Origin of the sequence: Streptomyces sp. 378, from assembly GCF_030124145.1 — a bacterium.
In the GTDB taxonomy this organism is placed as follows: Bacteria; Actinomycetota; Actinomycetes; order Streptomycetales; family Streptomycetaceae; genus Streptomyces.
Genome location: NZ_JASKMS010000003.1, coordinates 320,679 through 335,821 on the forward strand (window position 1 = coordinate 320,679; position 15,143 = coordinate 335,821).

General features: G+C 72.0%; 14 protein-coding genes and 3 pseudogenes. 8 read left to right on the forward strand and 9 right to left on the reverse strand.

The annotated features are described in order from the left end of the window. Nucleotides 1-11: 11 nt before the first annotated feature. Nucleotides 12-1,091 (forward strand): adenosine deaminase, encoded by a 1,080-nt coding sequence (locus QNO09_RS06645; protein ID WP_283969106.1) that lies wholly within the window; start codon nt 12-14, stop codon nt 1,089-1,091. On the opposite strand, the gene QNO09_RS06650 is transcribed toward QNO09_RS06645, so the two are convergent. Together QNO09_RS06650 and QNO09_RS06655 are read right to left on the reverse strand one after the other, a co-directional pair. Then, nucleotides 1,073-1,588, reverse strand: a complete 516-nt coding sequence (locus tag QNO09_RS06650) for a mycothiol transferase (protein ID WP_283969107.1) — start codon at nt 1,586-1,588, stop codon at nt 1,073-1,075. The two genes, QNO09_RS06645 and QNO09_RS06650, sit on opposite strands and share 19 nt — an antisense overlap. Nucleotides 1,589-1,644: 56 nt before the next feature. Further along, entirely contained in the window at nt 1,645-2,562 is a 918-nt protein-coding gene (locus QNO09_RS06655) for a LysR family transcriptional regulator (protein WP_283969108.1), read from the reverse strand. Nucleotides 2,563-2,679: 117 nt separating this feature from the next. Here QNO09_RS06655 and mgrA point away from each other — a divergent pair, with 117 nt between their 5' ends. Then, complete coding sequence (mgrA, locus tag QNO09_RS06660) at nt 2,680-3,672, forward strand: L-glyceraldehyde 3-phosphate reductase (RefSeq protein WP_283969109.1); 993 nt, start codon at nt 2,680-2,682, stop codon at nt 3,670-3,672. 57 nt (nt 3,673-3,729) lie between these two features. On the opposite strand, the pseudogene QNO09_RS06665 reads toward mgrA, so the two are convergent. Both QNO09_RS06665 and QNO09_RS06670 read right to left on the reverse strand, forming a co-directional pair. Further along, nucleotides 3,730-4,011: pseudogene (locus QNO09_RS06665) on the reverse strand (DUF1905 domain-containing protein); the annotation flags it as partial. A 76-nt stretch (nt 4,012-4,087) separates the two neighbouring features. Beyond that, nucleotides 4,088-4,467: pseudogene (locus tag QNO09_RS06670) on the reverse strand (nuclear transport factor 2 family protein). 334 nt (nt 4,468-4,801) lie between these two features. On the opposite strand from QNO09_RS06670, the gene QNO09_RS06675 reads away from it, so the two are divergent. The 4 genes from QNO09_RS06675 to QNO09_RS06690 are packed head-to-tail and all read left to right on the forward strand — an operon-like array spanning nt 4,802 to nt 9,512. After that, a complete protein-coding gene (locus QNO09_RS06675) occupies nt 4,802-5,212 on the forward strand; it encodes a hypothetical protein (RefSeq protein WP_283969110.1) in 411 nt (136 codons plus the stop codon). Nucleotides 5,213-5,271: 59 nt separating this feature from the next. Beyond that, the gene (locus QNO09_RS06680) at nt 5,272-7,602 is read left to right on the forward strand and encodes an ABC transporter ATP-binding protein/permease (protein ID WP_283969111.1); all 2,331 of its coding nucleotides are present in this window, start codon (nt 5,272-5,274) and stop codon (nt 7,600-7,602) included. A 9-nt stretch (nt 7,603-7,611) separates the two neighbouring features. Then, a complete protein-coding gene (locus tag QNO09_RS39865) occupies nt 7,612-8,520 on the forward strand; it encodes a hypothetical protein (RefSeq protein WP_502962252.1) in 909 nt (302 codons plus the stop codon). Next, nucleotides 8,517-9,512: a serine/threonine-protein kinase gene (locus QNO09_RS06690; RefSeq protein WP_283969112.1), complete on the forward strand. Its 996-nt coding sequence runs from the start codon at nt 8,517-8,519 to the stop codon at nt 9,510-9,512. Before QNO09_RS39865 ends, QNO09_RS06690 begins: the two co-directional genes overlap by 4 nt. Nucleotides 9,513-9,521: 9 nt before the next feature. On the opposite strand, the gene QNO09_RS06695 is transcribed toward QNO09_RS06690, so the two are convergent. Beyond that, nucleotides 9,522-10,820, reverse strand: coding sequence for a streptophobe family protein (locus QNO09_RS06695; protein ID WP_283969113.1), 1,299 nt, complete (start codon nt 10,818-10,820; stop codon nt 9,522-9,524). A gap of 180 nt (nt 10,821-11,000) precedes the next feature. Here QNO09_RS06695 and QNO09_RS06700 point away from each other — a divergent pair, with 180 nt between their 5' ends. Then, nucleotides 11,001-12,173 carry a DUF6777 domain-containing protein gene (locus QNO09_RS06700; RefSeq protein WP_283969114.1) on the forward strand — a complete coding sequence of 391 codons (1,173 nt, stop codon included), beginning with the start codon at nt 11,001-11,003 and terminating at the stop codon, nt 12,171-12,173. A 131-nt stretch (nt 12,174-12,304) separates the two neighbouring features. On the opposite strand, the pseudogene QNO09_RS06705 reads toward QNO09_RS06700, so the two are convergent. From QNO09_RS06705 to QNO09_RS06715, 3 genes and pseudogenes are all read right to left on the reverse strand, one after another. Further along, a pseudogene (locus tag QNO09_RS06705) lies at nt 12,305-12,604 on the reverse strand (hypothetical protein); the annotation flags it as partial. Then, nucleotides 12,604-13,188: a PRC-barrel domain-containing protein gene (locus QNO09_RS06710; protein ID WP_283969115.1), complete on the reverse strand. Its 585-nt coding sequence runs from the start codon at nt 13,186-13,188 to the stop codon at nt 12,604-12,606. The pseudogene QNO09_RS06705 and the gene QNO09_RS06710, both read right to left, overlap by 1 nt. Then, nucleotides 13,185-13,325, reverse strand: coding sequence for a hypothetical protein (locus QNO09_RS06715; protein WP_283969116.1), 141 nt, complete (start codon nt 13,323-13,325; stop codon nt 13,185-13,187). The genes QNO09_RS06710 and QNO09_RS06715 overlap by 4 nt, the downstream gene beginning before the upstream one ends. A gap of 187 nt (nt 13,326-13,512) precedes the next feature. On the opposite strand from QNO09_RS06715, the gene QNO09_RS06720 reads away from it, so the two are divergent. Beyond that, nucleotides 13,513-13,977, forward strand: coding sequence for an ATP-binding protein (locus QNO09_RS06720; RefSeq protein WP_283969117.1), 465 nt, complete (start codon nt 13,513-13,515; stop codon nt 13,975-13,977). Nucleotides 13,978-14,105: 128 nt separating this feature from the next. Here QNO09_RS06720 and QNO09_RS06725 read toward each other — a convergent pair whose 3' ends face one another. Then, the gene (locus QNO09_RS06725) at nt 14,106-14,993 is read right to left on the reverse strand and encodes an RNA polymerase sigma factor SigF (RefSeq protein WP_283969118.1); all 888 of its coding nucleotides are present in this window, start codon (nt 14,991-14,993) and stop codon (nt 14,106-14,108) included. Between the last annotated feature and the right edge of the window lie 150 nt (nt 14,994-15,143).

The following is a 15,143-nucleotide window of genomic DNA, read 5'->3' on the forward strand; positions in this document are numbered from 1 at the left end:
AAGACCCCGCCATGACTGCTACGCGCGTAGACGCCGACCTGATCCGCCGCCTGCCCAAGGCCGTGCTGCACGACCACCTCGACGGCGGCCTGCGCCCCGCCACCGTGGTGGAGCTGGCGGAAGCGGTCGGCCACACCCTGCCCACCACCGACCCGGACGAGCTCGCCGCCTGGTACTACGAGGCCGCCAACTCCGGTGACCTGGTGCGCTACATAGCCACCTTCGAGCACACCCTCGCCGTGATGCAGACCCGCGAGGGCCTGCTGCGCACCGCCGAGGAGTACGTGCTCGACCTGGCCGCCGACGGCGTGGTGTACGGCGAGGTGCGCTACGCCCCCGAGCTGAACACCAACGGCGAGCTGACCATGGCCGAGGTCGTGGAGACCGTCCAGGAGGGCCTCGCGGCGGGCATGGTCAAGGCGGCTTCCGCCGGCACTCCGGTGCGGGTCGGCACCCTGCTGTGCGGGATGCGGATGTTCGACCGGGTGCGAGAGGCCGCCGACCTGGCCGTGGCGTTCCGGGACGCCGGTGTCGTCGGCTTCGACATCGCCGGCGCCGAGGACGGCTTCCCGCCCGCCGACCACCTCGCCGCCTTCGAGCACCTGCGCCGCGAGAACGTGCCGTTCACCATCCACGCCGGGGAGGCGCACGGCCTGCCCAGCATCCACCAGGCCCTCCAGGTGTGCGGCGCCCAGCGCATCGGACACGGAGTGCGGATCACCGACGACATCCCCGACCTCGCGGCGGGCAAGCTCGGCCGGCTCGCGAGCTGGGTGCGCGACCGGCGCATCGCACTGGAGATGTGCCCGACGTCCAACCTCCAGACGGGTGCCGCCACGTCGATCGCCGAACACCCGATCACCGCGCTGAAGGACCTCGGCTTCCGCGTCACCCTCAACACCGACAACCGGCTGGTCTCGGGCACCACGATGACCCGCGAGATGACGCTGCTGGTCGAGGAGGCGGGCTGGAGCGTCGCGGATCTGCGCACGGTCACCGTCAACGCGCTGAAGAGCGCGTTCCTCCCGTTCGACGAGCGGAACGCACTCATCCGGGACGTGGTCCTGCCCGGCTACGCCGCCGCGCTCTGAAGCAGCCCGCGGAGGTAGGCGGCCTGTCCGACGTGCTGGAGGTCGTCGGACAGGACGCTGACCAGCCGGACGCCCAGGGTGACCGGCGGGTCCCAGCGCTCGTCGACCACACGCTCCAGGTCCTTGGCGGCCAGGCCCCGCAGGGCGTCCATGCTCTGCTCGTGCACGGCGTCGTAGTAGCCGGTCAGCAGCTCGCCCGAGTCGACCCGGACCCTGGCGACCTTGGCGGGGCTGTGGCCGTAGCCCGTGTCACGCCGGGGCAGGTCGAGGCCGAAGCGCTTCTCCCAGTCCTGGGACAGCCACACCTGGTCGTGGCCGAAGGCGTCGGACAGGTGGTCGTCCTGGACGCGGGTGAGGTGCCAGACCAGCCAGGCGATGGAGTTGGCGTCGGGGGCGGGCCGGGCGCTCAGCTCCTCGGGCCCGAGCCCCTCGACGGTGGCGTGGACTTCTTCGCGGATGCGGTTGTAGCCGTCGATGAGGATGTCCTTCGCATGCATAGCTCCACCATCGCGCATCACCGAGGATCACGCGTCGGGATGCCCGGCTTCCGTGGTCAGGAGGGGTGGACACCCTCCTGGGGTGGTGCCAGGCCCTCCGTCTCCAGCAGGGCCATCAGCGCCCGGGCCGCCGGACTGGTCGCCTGCTCGGGCGGCAGCAGGGCGACCGTCTCGTAGACGGCGTCCCCGGTGCCCTTGACGGGCAGGGCGGTCAGCGAGGCGCGCTTGTGCCGGAAGTGGCGTGGCACCACGGCGATGCCCAGGTCCTCGTCCACGAGGTCGAGGAGGCTGTGCACGTCGTTGACCTCCAGGGCGACGCTGCGGCGGACGCCCGCCGCGGCGAAGGCCGCGTCGGTGGTGCGCCGGGGCCCCCAGTCGGGGTGGAAGTCGACGAAGACCTCACCGCCGAGATCCTCCGGTGTCACCGCCACCCCGGCCGCGGCGAGCCGGTGGCTGGGATGGCACAGCACGGTCATCGGCTCGCTCGTGAGCGGTACGGCCCGTAGCTGGTCGGTGTCCTCCCGGGCGGTGCGCACGGCGAACGCCATGTCCAGACGTCCGGCCGCGACCTCCTCCGCGAGAGCCCACGAGCCCGCCTGCCGCAGACAGATCTCCACGTCCGGGTGGCGCCGCCGGAACGCCGCCAGCAGCCCCGCCACGTGCACCCCGGCGATGCACTGCTCGGACCCGAGCGCGAGCATCCCGCGCAGCACGCCCTGCACCGCCGCCACCGCCTCGTGGGCCGAGCGGACCTGCGCGAGGATCCGCTCCGCCTCGCCGAGCAGCGCCCGCCCGGCGGGGGTCAGCGTCACCCTGCGGGTCGTCCGCACGAACAGCGGTGTCTGCAGTTCCCGCTCCAGCGCCCGGATGGAGGCCGAAAGGCCCGACTGGGACACCAGGAGACGTTCCGCCGCCCGGGTGAAGTGCTGGTCCTCGGCGACCGCGACGAAGTGCTGCAGGTGGCGCAGTTCCATGACTGAGAAGCGTAGCCGCTGAATTCCATCGGATTCTTCTGTTGGACGCATGGGCGCAGGTCACGCCAGAGTGGACACCGGTTTTCTTCCGACCGCGCCAACCCCTCTGGAGTCGCGTTGTACACCGCACACCCCGACCGCTACGCGGACATGCCCTACCGGCGCACCGGACGCAGCGGTCTGAAGCTCCCGGCGCTCTCGCTCGGCCTGTGGCACAACTTCGGCCCGGACCGGCCCGTCGAGACGCAGCGCGCCATCCTGCGCCGCGCCTTCGACCTCGGCGTCACCCACTTCGACCTCGCCAACAACTACGGCCCGCCGCCCGGCGCCGCCGAGTCCGCGCTGGGCGAGTTCCTGCGGACGGACTTCGCGCCGTACCGCGACGAGCTGGTGATCTCCACCAAGGCCGGCTACCTGATGTGGCCCGGCCCGTACGGCGAGTGGGGCTCGCGCAAGTACGTGCTGTCCTCGCTGGACCAGAGCCTGAAGCGGATGGGACTGGACTACGTCGACATCTTCTACTCGCACCGCCCCGACCCGGACACCCCGCTCGAGGAGACGATGGGGGCCCTGCACTCCGCGGTGCAGCAGGGCAAGGCGCTGTACGTCGGCGTCTCCAACTACTCCGCGGAGCAGACCCGTGAGGCCGCCCGCATCCTGGGCGAGCTGGGCACCCCGCTGCTCATCCACCAGCCGCGTTACTCGATGCTGGACCGCCGCCCCGAGGACGAGGGGCTGCTCGACGCCCTCGACGAGCTCCAGGTCGGCTCCATCGTGTTCTCCCCGCTGGAGCAGGGCATGCTCTCCGCCCGCTACCTCGACGGCATCCCCGAGGACTCCCGGGCGGCGAGCGACAGCCCCTTCCTGAACTCCGACGCGCTCACCGAGGACCTGGTGGGCCGGTTGCGCGATCTGAACGACATCGCGAAGTCCCGCGGCCAGACCCTGGCCCAGATGGCCCTGGCCTGGGTGCTGCGCGGCGGCCGGGTCACCTCCGCGCTGGTCGGCGCGAGCAGCGCGCGGCAGATCGAAGACAGCGTCGGGGCCATCCGCAACCTGGACTTCGACGGGGACGAGCTGGCCCGGATCGACGCCATCGTCAAGCAGTAGCGGGTCCGCCGGCCCCGGGGACGGACGCCTCCCGGGGCGCGCGGCTCGCGGCTGGGAGCCGATCCGCTCCCGGAGGCGCACGGTCACCGTGTCGCCCTCCCCCTTGCCGATGGCCTTGCGCACCTCCGCCTTCACGGGCAGCTTGTGCGTGCCGTCCCCCAGCGCCATGAAGGAGCTGCGGGACGGGTGACCGTCGATCGTCCCGCGCACCTTGACCAGACCGCGGGTGCCGAAGAACGCGACGGACCGGGGCCGGACCAGACAGGTCCAGCCCCCCACGGCAGGGCTTTCGCGCAGAACGGCGGTGAAGTCCGCGTCCGGTTCTCCCGTGGTGGCCATGACGTCCTCCGGTGCTCGGCGGTCTCTTTCCCCTGCAGACCGCCGGACACCGGGGAACTCCTCGCGGACGCCGGCCTCACGCCCCGGCGGGGACCCGGTCCAGGAAGCCGAGCACGGCCCGGATCCGGCCCTGCCCGTCCAGGGTGATCACATCCGACCCGGCGACCGGCGCCGAGCCGTGGGCCACGCTCACCAGCTCCCAGAAGAAGCGGGCGGTGTCGTGATGCCCGTCGACATCCCCGGTGAGCGGGAACTCGAACCCCGGGAACCGCTCCTGGACCGCCGCGATCACCGCGGCGATGCCGTCATGACCGCTGACGTCGGCCGCAGGGTCGGTGTAGGTGCCGTCCCCGGCCCAGGCGGCGGCGACGTGGCGCGCGTCACCGGGTCCTCGGCGTTCCATGCCTCGAAACAGCGGGCCACGGCGTCCTCGTGGCGGTGGGCGGTCGCGGGCATGGCGATCAGCCTCCAGGAGGTCGCAGCTGCTGGTCAGGACCCGGATTTCCGTTCTCGGCGACCCGGTGCGACCACCTTGCCCGCACGTGCCGGGAGCGTCGATTACCTGCGGAGTCATGGGCCCTGGCGACCGCTCGCCGGATTTCGGCCAACTCGGGGGGTGAATATGCCAGGAGAGTGGCCGGAAAGTCATGGTGACAGTGATTCAGTAGTGAACATACTGACCAGCGAGAGCGTTTTCACTTCGCGCGACGGCGCCCTCACGCACAGCACGCGAGCCGCAGAAGAAGCGAGGCCGGACCGGCGGACGGGCAGGGCAACGGGGGAGGGTCACGTGCACGACGAGTTTCTGTGCCACGTCACGGCGTACGGAGTCTGCGACGGCCGCCGTATCGGAGTGCCCCTCGGTACCTACCGGGCGCCCACCCTCGCCCTCGCCCTGTGGTGGCTGCGCGACCGCGCCTCCTGGATCGCCCAGCGCCTCGACCCCCGGCCCGACGCCGAGCACTTACCGCCGGGCGCGCTCGTGCCGGTCGCCCCCACTGTGCCCGACGTGCCCATGCTGCTGCGCGCCTGGTGTGCCGATCCCGCCCAGCAGGAGCGGATCGCCGAGGAGTTGGCGGCCGGACGGCTGGTGCGGATCGCCACCAGCGACGACACCACGGAGTACGAACTGCTCGCCGAGTCCGTGGACGCCCTGCGGATGCAGCGCACCGCCGCCTTCGTCGGCACCTCCGTCGGCTGACCCACCGCAGGCCCCGCTCGCCCAGGCGCACAGCAGGGCACATCGGTAGAATCTTGGCCATGGCGCAACCCTCGGTAGCACCAGAGCTCGTCCTGGAGACGGAGACGGGCACCACCGTGATGATCCCGGGCCACGACTACCACGTGGGGCGCGATCCGCTGAGCGACATCGTCATCGACGACGACCGGGTCTCCTGGCATCACGCGGTGCTGCGGCCCGAGGACGGTCACTGGACCATCGAGGACGAGAACAGCACCAACGGCACCTACGCGGACGGCCGGCGCATCCACGAGCGGCACGTCGGACCCGGCAGTGTCATCCGCTTCGGCAATCCGGCCGACGGGCCGCGCGTGACCCTCATGGGCCGCCCCGCACCCGCTCCGGAACGCCCCTCCGCCGTCTCCCTGCCGGCCCACACCGGCACCTACCGGCAGCCCACGACCGTACGGCCGCTGCCCTCCCGCACCGTCCGCATCGGCCGCGCCACCGACAACGACCTGGTCATCGACGACCTCGTGGTCTCGCGCCGGCACGCCGAACTGCGCGCCCTGGCCGACGGAACCTACGAGATCACCGACCTGGGCAGCCACAACGGCACGTACCTCAACGGCAGCCCCGTCACCACGGCGCCGGTCGGCCCGGGCGACATCGTCGGCATCGGCCACTCGGCGTTCTGCCTCGTCGGCGACCAACTCCAGGAGTACGTCGACACCGGCGAGGTCTCCCTCGACGTGCAGGACCTCACCGTCACCGTCGACCGCGGCCGCAAGACGCTCCTCGACCACGTGTCGTTCCCGGTGGGGGAGAAGTGCCTGCTCGCCGTCGTCGGCCCGAGCGGCGCCGGCAAGTCCACCCTCCTCAACGCCCTCACCGGTCAGCGCCCCGCCGGTCACGGCACCGTCCTCTACGACGGCCGCGACCTCTACCGCGACTACGCCGAGCTGCGCCAGCGCATCGGCCTGGTGCCGCAGGACGACATCCTGCACGCGCAGCTGACCGTCCGCAAAGCCCTCTCCTACGCCGCCGAACTGCGCTTCCCACAGGACACCGCCAAGGCCGAGCGGCGCGCCCGGGTCGACGAGGTCATCCGCGAACTGGGCCTGGAACAGCGCGCCGACCAGCACGTGCACAGCCTCTCCGGGGGCCAGCGCAAGCGGGTCAGTGTGGCCCTGGAACTGCTGACGAAGCCGTCGCTGCTGTTCCTCGACGAGCCGACCTCCGGCCTCGACCCCGGCATGGACCGCTCCGTGATGCATATGCTGCGCGGCCTCGCCGACGACGGCCGGACCGTCATCGTCGTCACCCACAGCGTGCTCAGCCTGGACGTGTGCGACCGGCTCCTCGTACTGGCGCCCGGTGGAAAGACCGCCTACTACGGGCCGCCCGGGGACGCCCTGTCGTTCTTCGGCTTCGAGGAGTGGCCGGAGGCCTTCGAGGCCTTCGAACGCGACACGGACCGGGACTGGGTGGGGGACTACCTCGCCTCGCCCTTCCACGGCCGGTACGTCGCAGACGCCTCCGCGCAGCCTCGGCAGCCCCGCTCCGGGCCCGTCGTCATCACCGCCCCGCCCCGGCCGCGCAGCCGCGGTGCCCAACTCGGCACACTGGTGCGCCGGTACGCGGCCGCGCTGAGCGCCGACCGCACCTTCCTGATCATCATGATCGCCCTGCCGTTCGTGATGGGCGCGATGGCCCGGGCCCTGGCGGGCGGCAAGCTGACGCTGGACACGGCGATGAACGCGCTGCTCATCCTGTGCGTCGGCGCGGTGCTCACCGGGGCGGCCAACGCCGTGCGCGAACTCGTCAAGGAACGCGTGATCTACCAGCGGGAACGGGCGGTGGGCCTGTCCAGATCGGCGTACCTGATGTCCAAGGTCATCGTCCTGGGTGTCATCACCGTGCTCCAGGCGGTGGTGCTGACCCTGGTCGCCCTGCTCGGTGTGGACCTCAACGCGCCGGGCGGCGAAGGCGTACTGATGCCGCCCCTGGCGGAGATCACGGTCGCCGTCGCCCTGCTGGCGTTCACGGCGATGATGCTCGGCCTGCTCATCTCCTCCCTGGTGCGCAAGGAAGAGGTGACGATGCCGCTGCTGGTGCTCGTCGCCATCGTCCAGGTCGTCTTCTGCGGAGCCCTGCTGAAGCTGGCCGACACCCCCGGACTGGAGCAGCTGAGCTGGCTGGTTCCGGCGCGCTGGGCGCTGGCGGCGATGGCCGGGACCGTGGGGCTGGCCCGGATCGTGCCCGACGACCTGACCAAGGACCCGCTCTTCGAGCACTCGGCGGGCACCTGGCTGCTGGACGTGGGGATGCTGGTCGTGCTGTCGGTGCTCTTCGGGTTCCTCGTGTCCCGCATGCTGCGCCGGCACGAACCGGCCGTCATGCGGAAGTAGGGAGCGCCGATGACGACCCCCGGCTTTCGGCCCACGCACGTCGTCCCGCAGCACGGGATGCCCGCCTGGGAGGCCCCCGACCCGTCCCGGCCCACCGTCGACCTCGACCCCCTGCTGCCGGTGCAGCTCCTGGAGCGGCGGGGCGACTGGGGGCACGTCCTGTGCTTCAACGGCTGGTCGGCCTGGGTGGACGGCCGCCGCCTGGTCGCCGTACCGCAGGACCCCCCGGCGGCCGACGGGCCGCTCACCCACGCCGCCGATCCGCGGCCGCTGCTGGGCCGGGCACAGGAAGCCCTGGCGCGCTACCGCTCCGCGGTCGAGGACCTCGCGGGCGGTCTCGACCGGGAGTCCTTCCGCGCCCGCACCCGGGGCACGCGGATCGGCGTCGTCGTCGACGGCGAGTCCGTGTGGCTCTACGACTCCGCCCACGGGCACTGGGTGTACGCCGACGGCACCCGGATGACCACGTACGCCACGGACCGGACACCCGGAGACGCACCGGAGCCCCGCCCCGCCGTGGCGCCCGTGCATCCCCCCACGCGGGTGGTGCCGTCCGAGGGCCCCGGGCAGACGCCCCGCGCCGCGACGTCCCCTCCGGCCGACGTACCGGCACCCGACCGCAGCGCCCCCACCGGCCCGACGCGGGTGGTGCCGCCCGAGGCGCCCGAGCCGACCGGGATCGCGCCCCCCGAGGCTTCGCCGCCGACCCGGGTGGTGGCTCCGGAGACACCCGAACCCAGGGGTGCTCCCGAGCCGACGCGGGTCGTGGCCCCTGAGGGCGCCGAGCCGACGCGCCTTGTGTCACCGCAGGGCGACGAGGGCGACGAGGAGACGGGGCGGACGGCTGAGGCACCGCCCACGCGGGTGGTGGGGCGTGCGCCCACCCGGGTCGTGTCGCCCGAGGGGGAGGACCGTTGAACCGCGAGACGAGCCTGTTCTCGGGGCGGCCCTCCGAGCTGATCGGGCAGCAGATCGCCGGGTACCGGATCGAGGAGGAGATCGGGCGCGGCGGCATGGCCGTCGTCTACCGCGCCCGCGACCTGCGCCTGGAACGCACCGTCGCCCTGAAACTGCTCGCCCCGGAACTCGCCCGCAACGACACCTTCCGCCGCCGCTTCACCCATGAGTCCCGGGCCGCCGCGGCGATCGACCACCCGCACATCGTGCCGGTGTTCGAGGCCGGAGAGACCGACGGAGTGCTGTACATCGCCATGCGCTACGTCGCCGGCAGCGACCTGCGGCATGTCCTCGACCGAGAGGGCCCGATGCCGCCCGCCACCGCCGTGCGGGTCGCCGCCCAGCTCGCCTCCGCGCTCGACGCGGCCCACGACCACGGGCTGGTCCACCGGGACGTCAAGCCCGGCAACATCCTGGTGTCCCGCGGCACCGACAGCGACCACCCCGAGCACGTCTACCTCACCGACTTCGGCCTGACGAAGAAGTCGCTGTCGCTGACCGGCTTCACCACGGTCGGCCAGTTCGTCGGCACGCTCGACTACGTGGCCCCCGAGCAGATCTCCGGCAAGCCGGTCGACGCCCGCTGCGACGTGTACGGGTTCGCCTGCGTCGTCTTCGAGACCCTGGCCGGCCATCCGCCCTTCCTCCGCGACGACGACATGGCCCTGCTCTGGGCCCACCAGTACGACCAGCCTCCGCCGCTGACCGAGGACCGGCCCGATCTCGACCCGGGGGTCGACCGGGTCCTCGCCCAGGCCCTCGCCAAGAGCCCCGACGACCGGTACCCGTCCTGTCTCGCCTTCGTCGCCGCCCTGCGCGCCGCGACGGTCGGCGGTGGGACCGGGGCCACCCGCGCGCCCACGCGCGTGGACCGGCAGATGCCGGGCGCGGGGGAGGAGCCGCCCAAGCCGCCGCCGCGCTGGGCCGAGCCGGTGTTCGTGCGGCGGACGTAGCGCGCGGCGTCAGCCCTCGCTGTCGGAACGCACTTCACCGCGGCGCCGTACGTGGCGCGCCAGCAGCGCCCCGGCGTATCCGGTCACCAGCCCCCACGGGACGGCCAGGCCCACCGCGCCCCACAGTTTGGGGCGCAGGAACAGCTCACCTCCGAGGCCGCCGCCCAGGTCGCCGATGCCGAGCACGGACAGGCCGTAGTGCGCGGAGATGCGTCCGACGAGGCAGATCATGAAGACCGTGAGCACGAGGGCGGCCGCCATGTGCACGGCGTGCTGCCAGGCCCGCACCCGGGCAGGCGACCGCGCCGCCATCACGAACGCGGCGGCCAGCAGCAGCACGACGTCGACGACCAGCAGCCACCACACCCGGCCGTCGTGCTCGGAAAGGGTGCGCAGATTCAGTTCGGAGACGTCCGGGGTGCGCAGCACCTCGTCGAGCACATGCGGCATGGGCAGTCCGAACGGCCCCTCCACCCTGCCGTTCCAGGTGGCGCCCAGTCCGATCGTCAGCGCCAGCCACACCAGGTTGGGCAGGCCGAGCAGCATCACCGCGAACGTCTCCCGCACGTGCCCCTTGGTCGCGGCGACGACCAGGGCGACGACCACACCGATGACGACGCAGGCCAGCAGCAGCGCCATCATCGCGTACGCGGCCGGCCGCACCGACGTCTGGAAGCGCAGCAGCCCGGCGGGCAGCGGGGCCCCGCGTGACACCAGCAGGGCCAGGATCAGCACACCGGCCAGCCACACCACCGCGACGAACACGGACAGCGGAACGTCGGTGGTGAAGCCGATCTTCGGTGAGATGCCGAACAGGTCGCCGAGTTCTCCGAGCGTGTCGTCCCCCAGGGAGATGTCGAAGGTGTGGCGGGCGGAGAGCGTCAGGCCGATCATCGCGAGCAGCCACAGGACCGCCACCCGGCCGGCCCACCCCGCCAGCTCCGCCGCACCGGCGACCGCGCGATGCCGCAGCGGCCGCAGGAAGCCCCAGGCGATCACCAGCGCACCGGTGAGCGTGACGGACAACGGAATGACCGTCAGACCGGCCTGCGTGTCGGCGAGGTCGCCGGCGCTTCCGGTGACCTTCACCGTGCCGCCGACGGCGGTGACCATGGTGGCTGCGACGACGGGGGCGAAGGCACCGTCCGGAAGGTCGGCGGCTCCGGCCGCCCACAGGCCCAGGGCGGCCACCACCGCCATGGCGAGAAGTCCGGCGAGCACCGTGACGAGGGCATGCGCCCAGCCGTGGCGGGCGACGGCCCGCTCGCCGGAGGTGCGTGCCTGGCCGGAGGGGGTGCGCGAAGTCACGCTGCCACGCTAGGCAGGCCCTGTGCCGGGCGCCCGCCGGAGAGGTCCGTCCGCGTCGGCTTGCGGGGCGTACAGAGCTGGAGCACACAATGAACTCGTAAGGGAAAAAGCGTCATACACTCGGATGAACCGTCTCGGGTGTGTGAAGGCCGCAGAGAACCCACGAGGGAAGAAGAGCTCGTGAGCGTCGATCCGCCGTCGTCCGGCCGCCCCACAGGACCTCCCTCGGGCCCGCTGTCCGGTCCCTCCCAGCCGCCCCCGGGCGGCGGCCCGCCCTCGGAGCCGCCCGGCGGGGGCGGCGAGGAGCCGGAGCGCCGCCGACCGTGGTGGAGGTCCGTACCCCGTGTCGCGATCATCGCCACCGCCGTGGTGGCCGCGGTGATCCTCGCCGTGGTGCTGTCCCGCCCCGACAACGGCGGCACCGGTGTGTCCGACGGTGGAACCAGCACGTCCAGCGGCGAGGTCTTCCTCCTGCCGGCGGGCGACACCGGCCCGGACGCGTTCACCGAGTCGACGACGGAGGAGAAGAGCTCCGCCTCGCCCGTCTCGCCCTCGGGAGCCACCGAGTCGGCGCCGCAGAACGCCGTCCAGGGCGTGAAGGGCGACGCGCCGGGCCTGTACGGCGGCACCCGCAACGTCGCCAGCTGCGACGTGGAGAAGCAGATCACCTACTTCGAGGACGCCCCGGACAAGCAGCGCGCCTTCGCCTCGGTCGCCCGGATCGAGTCCTCCGAGGTCCCCGCCTACCTGCGCTCGCTCACCCCCGTGCACCTGCGCATGGACACCCGCGTCACCAACCACGGTTACAAGAACGGCGCCGCCACCAGCTACCAGGCCGTCCTCCAGGCGGGTACGGCCGTCCTCGTCGACGAGCGCGGCGTGCCCCGGGTGCGCTGCGCCTGCGGCAACCCGCTGTCCCTGCCGGTCGCCCAGCAGAGCACGCCCAAGACCACCGGCGACGCGTGGCCGGGCTACAACCCGTCGAACGTCGTCATGGTGACGCCCGCACCGGAGCCGGTCGACGTCTTCGTGATGGCCGAGCCGGACGGCGAGTGGTTCGAGCGCCACGAGGGCGACACGGGCAAGAAGGACGAGAAGACCAAGAAGCCGGAGAAGCCGTCCCCGTCGGCGAGCGTCACCACCCCGACGGCGCCCTCCGACTCGACGTCGTCTCGACCGCCCACGAGCGAGCCGCCGACCTCGGACACCGACACCTCGGGGCCGACGACGGACGAGCCGCCGCCGTCCGACACCCAGCAGCCCCCGCCCGACACCGACACGGAAAGCGACACCGGGACTGAGACCGGCGGCGGAACCGGTGGCGGCACGACGGAACAGCCCCCGGCCTCCTGACCCGGCGCGCGGCGCGCCCAAGCGGCGCGGACCACCAGGGCGTACTCGCCGAGCCCGAGCAGCCGATCGGCCGGCAGGTCGCCGTGGGTGGTGACGACCGCCTCGATCCGGCCCGTCTCGGGTTCGAACGCGACGTCCTGGACCGTGCCGAGCGCGTCACCCGCCTCGGTGAGGACCCGCAGACCCGGCAGCTCATGGTGCGCGGGTACCTCGGCCGGTGCGGCGATCGTGCGGACCAGGACCGCGTCCGGGCCGATGGCGTGCAGCGCGCCCCAGGCCAGCACCGTGTCCTTGCGGGAATGCCGACCCCGCACCCGGACATGGGTGACCACACCGGACACGGCGTCGACCGTCAGCGACCTGAGGACACCGACCTCGTCCGCCTCGGCCAGCGTCAGCACCGGCAGCCCCCGAGCCCGGGAGAACAGCATCACGGGGTCGTCCCCTCCCGCCCGTCCCGGAAGGCGCCGACCCGGGCGACGAAGGCCGGCAGGTCGTCGGCGACGTAGCGGGTGGCGTCCGCCGGAATGACCAGGGCACGACCGGAGACGGCGAGCGTCTCACCGCGCGGTACGTACACCCGGTGCCTGCGGCGCCGCGAGCCCTGCACCAGCGCCTTGCCGGCGGCGATGCGGAACCCCACGACCCGGCCGCTGGTCCCGCCCTCGATGATCACGTCGAGCACCGTGCCGACCTCGGCGCCCTCGTCGGTCAGCACCTTCGCGTGCAGCACCCGGCCCTGATGGGCCTCGCGCCGGGCCACCACGACGGACGTGTCCTGCAGGGCGAGGGTGTCGCGGATCATGACCGCGTAGGGACCCAGCGCGTGCACCGCCGACCAGGGCAGGCTCTGCTTCAGCGGGCCCGACAGCAGACCCCGGCCGCTGAGGGTGAAGCCGGTGACACGGCCGGCGGCGGCGTCGAAAACGGTGTCCTTGACCTGCGCGACGGCGTCACCGCCCAGGGTGACCACCGGCAGGGTCGTCAGGCTCCGCGCGGCCAGCAGCTCGTTCATCGCAGGCCCTTCCGGCCGGGCCGACGCCGGACCGCGATGACGGTCCCCGAGCGCCGGCCGCTTTGCACGGCGAGTGTCACCACCGCCAGGGCGACGAGCGCCACGATCACCACGACCAGCCATGTCCACCAGGCCACCGCACACCTCCGGTGATCCGGCCCGGCCGCCCTCGGCCGGACCTGATTCCTTTCGGGTGCCCCGCACAGGAGGGACAATGCCCGGGGCACCGAACGGGCTGAGAAGTGTCAGGAGTGTGAAGCCCGACTCGGGGTACGAGCACAGATGCAGAGCGTCCGGCCAGTCCGGCTTCCCAGAGAGAAACGAATGATCGACCACCTGGACGGGGCAGTGATACCGACTGGTTTCGACGTGCCCGTTGAACCGCTGTGGCGAGCGGCGCACTACACCGGCGAGCAGGGCTGTATCGCCGAGGCGCGGTCCTTCGCGGCGCTCTTCCTCGAACAGCTCAGGACCGAGTGGTGCGCGCACATCGACGAGCGTGTCGACGGCGCCGTACTGCTGGTGGTGAGCGAGCTGGTCACCAACGCCGACCGGCACAGCAACGGGCCCTACATCCTGGAGCTCGTCGGCACCGACACCACGGTGACGGTGTCGGTCTACGACAGCAGCTCCGCACTGCCCCGCGTCTTCCCCCGCGACCCGAAGCGCATCGGCCGGCACGGCCTGGAGATCGTCCACGCGCTCGCGGAGCAGGTCAGCGTGGAACGGGTGCCGGTGGGCAAGCGTGTGCGTGCTGTGCTGCCCCTCGCCGAGGAAACCAACGCCTGACCGCCCGGGTGAACACCTCACCCGGGCGGCTCATGTCGTCGCGGTCTCTTCTGGTCTGGTGGCCCATGTGCGGGTGCCGTCCCCCACTCCCGTGTGGGGGACGGCACCCGTTGGTGCGCCGTTCCGGCTCAGGCGCAGCCCAGCTCGCCCAGCATGCCCTCGCGCAGCCGCGTGATGATCCGCTTGATCAGCCGGGAGACGTGCATCTGCGAGCAGCCGAGCCGCTCACCGATCTCCGCCTGGGTGGCCTCCTCCACGAACCGCATGTGGATGATCTGCCGGTCGCGCTCGCTGAGCTCGGCCATGAGCGGGGCGAGCGAGTGGAAGTCCTCGACGAGCCGCAGCCCGTCCTCCTCCACTCCGATGAAGTCGGCCAGGACCGCCTCGCCACCCTCCGGGCCGTCGCCGGTGAGCGCGGCGTCCAGCGACGACGAGTTGTACCCGTTCGCCGCGATCTGCCCCTCCACCACCTGGCGCTCGGAGATGTTCATCAGTGTCGCCAGCTCGGCGACCGTCGGCTCGCGGTCCAGCCGACTGGCCAGCTCCTCGCGGGCCTTGGCCAGCTCCACGCGCAGCTCCTGCAGCCGCCGGGGCACGTGCACCGCCCACGTCGTGTCCCGGAAGAAGCGCTTGATCTCCCCGACGATGTACGGCAGCGCGAAGGACGTGAACTCCACCTCACGCGAGAGCTCGAACCGGTCGATGGCCTTGATCAGGCCGATCATGCCGGTCTGGACGATGTCCTCCATGTCGTCGCCGCGGCCGCGGAACCGTCCGGCCGCGAAACGCACGAGCGACATGTTCATCTCGATCAGGGTGTTGCGCGCGTACTGGTATTCGTGCGTGCCCTCTTCGAGTTCCGTCAGGCGCTGGAAGAACTGGCGGGACAATTCCCTCGCGTCCCGCGGTGCCACGGACCGCGGGTCCACGACGCCCGGCAGTGCTCCGTCACCCGCGCCGGCTTCGGTGTTCTCTTCGACGACCTGCGCCTTCGACCGGATCACGGCGGTCTCCATTACCTCTCCCACGAGTCACGGCGGACATCTGCATAGGTACTCCCGAGTTGCGGGTACCCGGGTCGACCCGCACCATGCCCTCCGATTTTCTCACGGGGCGAAATCAGAGGGAATCAACCCCTACGTCCTGTCCGTGGTGCGGTGATTCCA

Excerpts from the sequence above, each read along its gene's own strand:
- QNO09_RS06645 (WP_283969106.1), top strand. The coding sequence starts at position 12 with ATGACTGCTACGCGCGTAGACGCCGACCTGATCCGCCGCCTGCCCAAG.
- QNO09_RS06650 (WP_283969107.1), bottom strand. The coding sequence starts at position 1,588 with ATGCATGCGAAGGACATCCTCATCGACGGCTACAACCGCATCCGCGAA.
- QNO09_RS06655 (WP_283969108.1), bottom strand. The coding sequence starts at position 2,562 with ATGGAACTGCGCCACCTGCAGCACTTCGTCGCGGTCGCCGAGGACCAG.
- QNO09_RS06680 (WP_283969111.1), top strand. The coding sequence starts at position 5,272 with ATGGCGCAACCCTCGGTAGCACCAGAGCTCGTCCTGGAGACGGAGACG.
- QNO09_RS39865 (WP_502962252.1), top strand. The coding sequence starts at position 7,612 with ATGACGACCCCCGGCTTTCGGCCCACGCACGTCGTCCCGCAGCACGGG.
- QNO09_RS06710 (WP_283969115.1), bottom strand. The coding sequence starts at position 13,188 with ATGAACGAGCTGCTGGCCGCGCGGAGCCTGACGACCCTGCCGGTGGTC.
- QNO09_RS06720 (WP_283969117.1), top strand. The coding sequence starts at position 13,513 with ATGATCGACCACCTGGACGGGGCAGTGATACCGACTGGTTTCGACGTG.
- QNO09_RS06725 (WP_283969118.1), bottom strand. The coding sequence starts at position 14,993 with ATGGAGACCGCCGTGATCCGGTCGAAGGCGCAGGTCGTCGAAGAGAAC.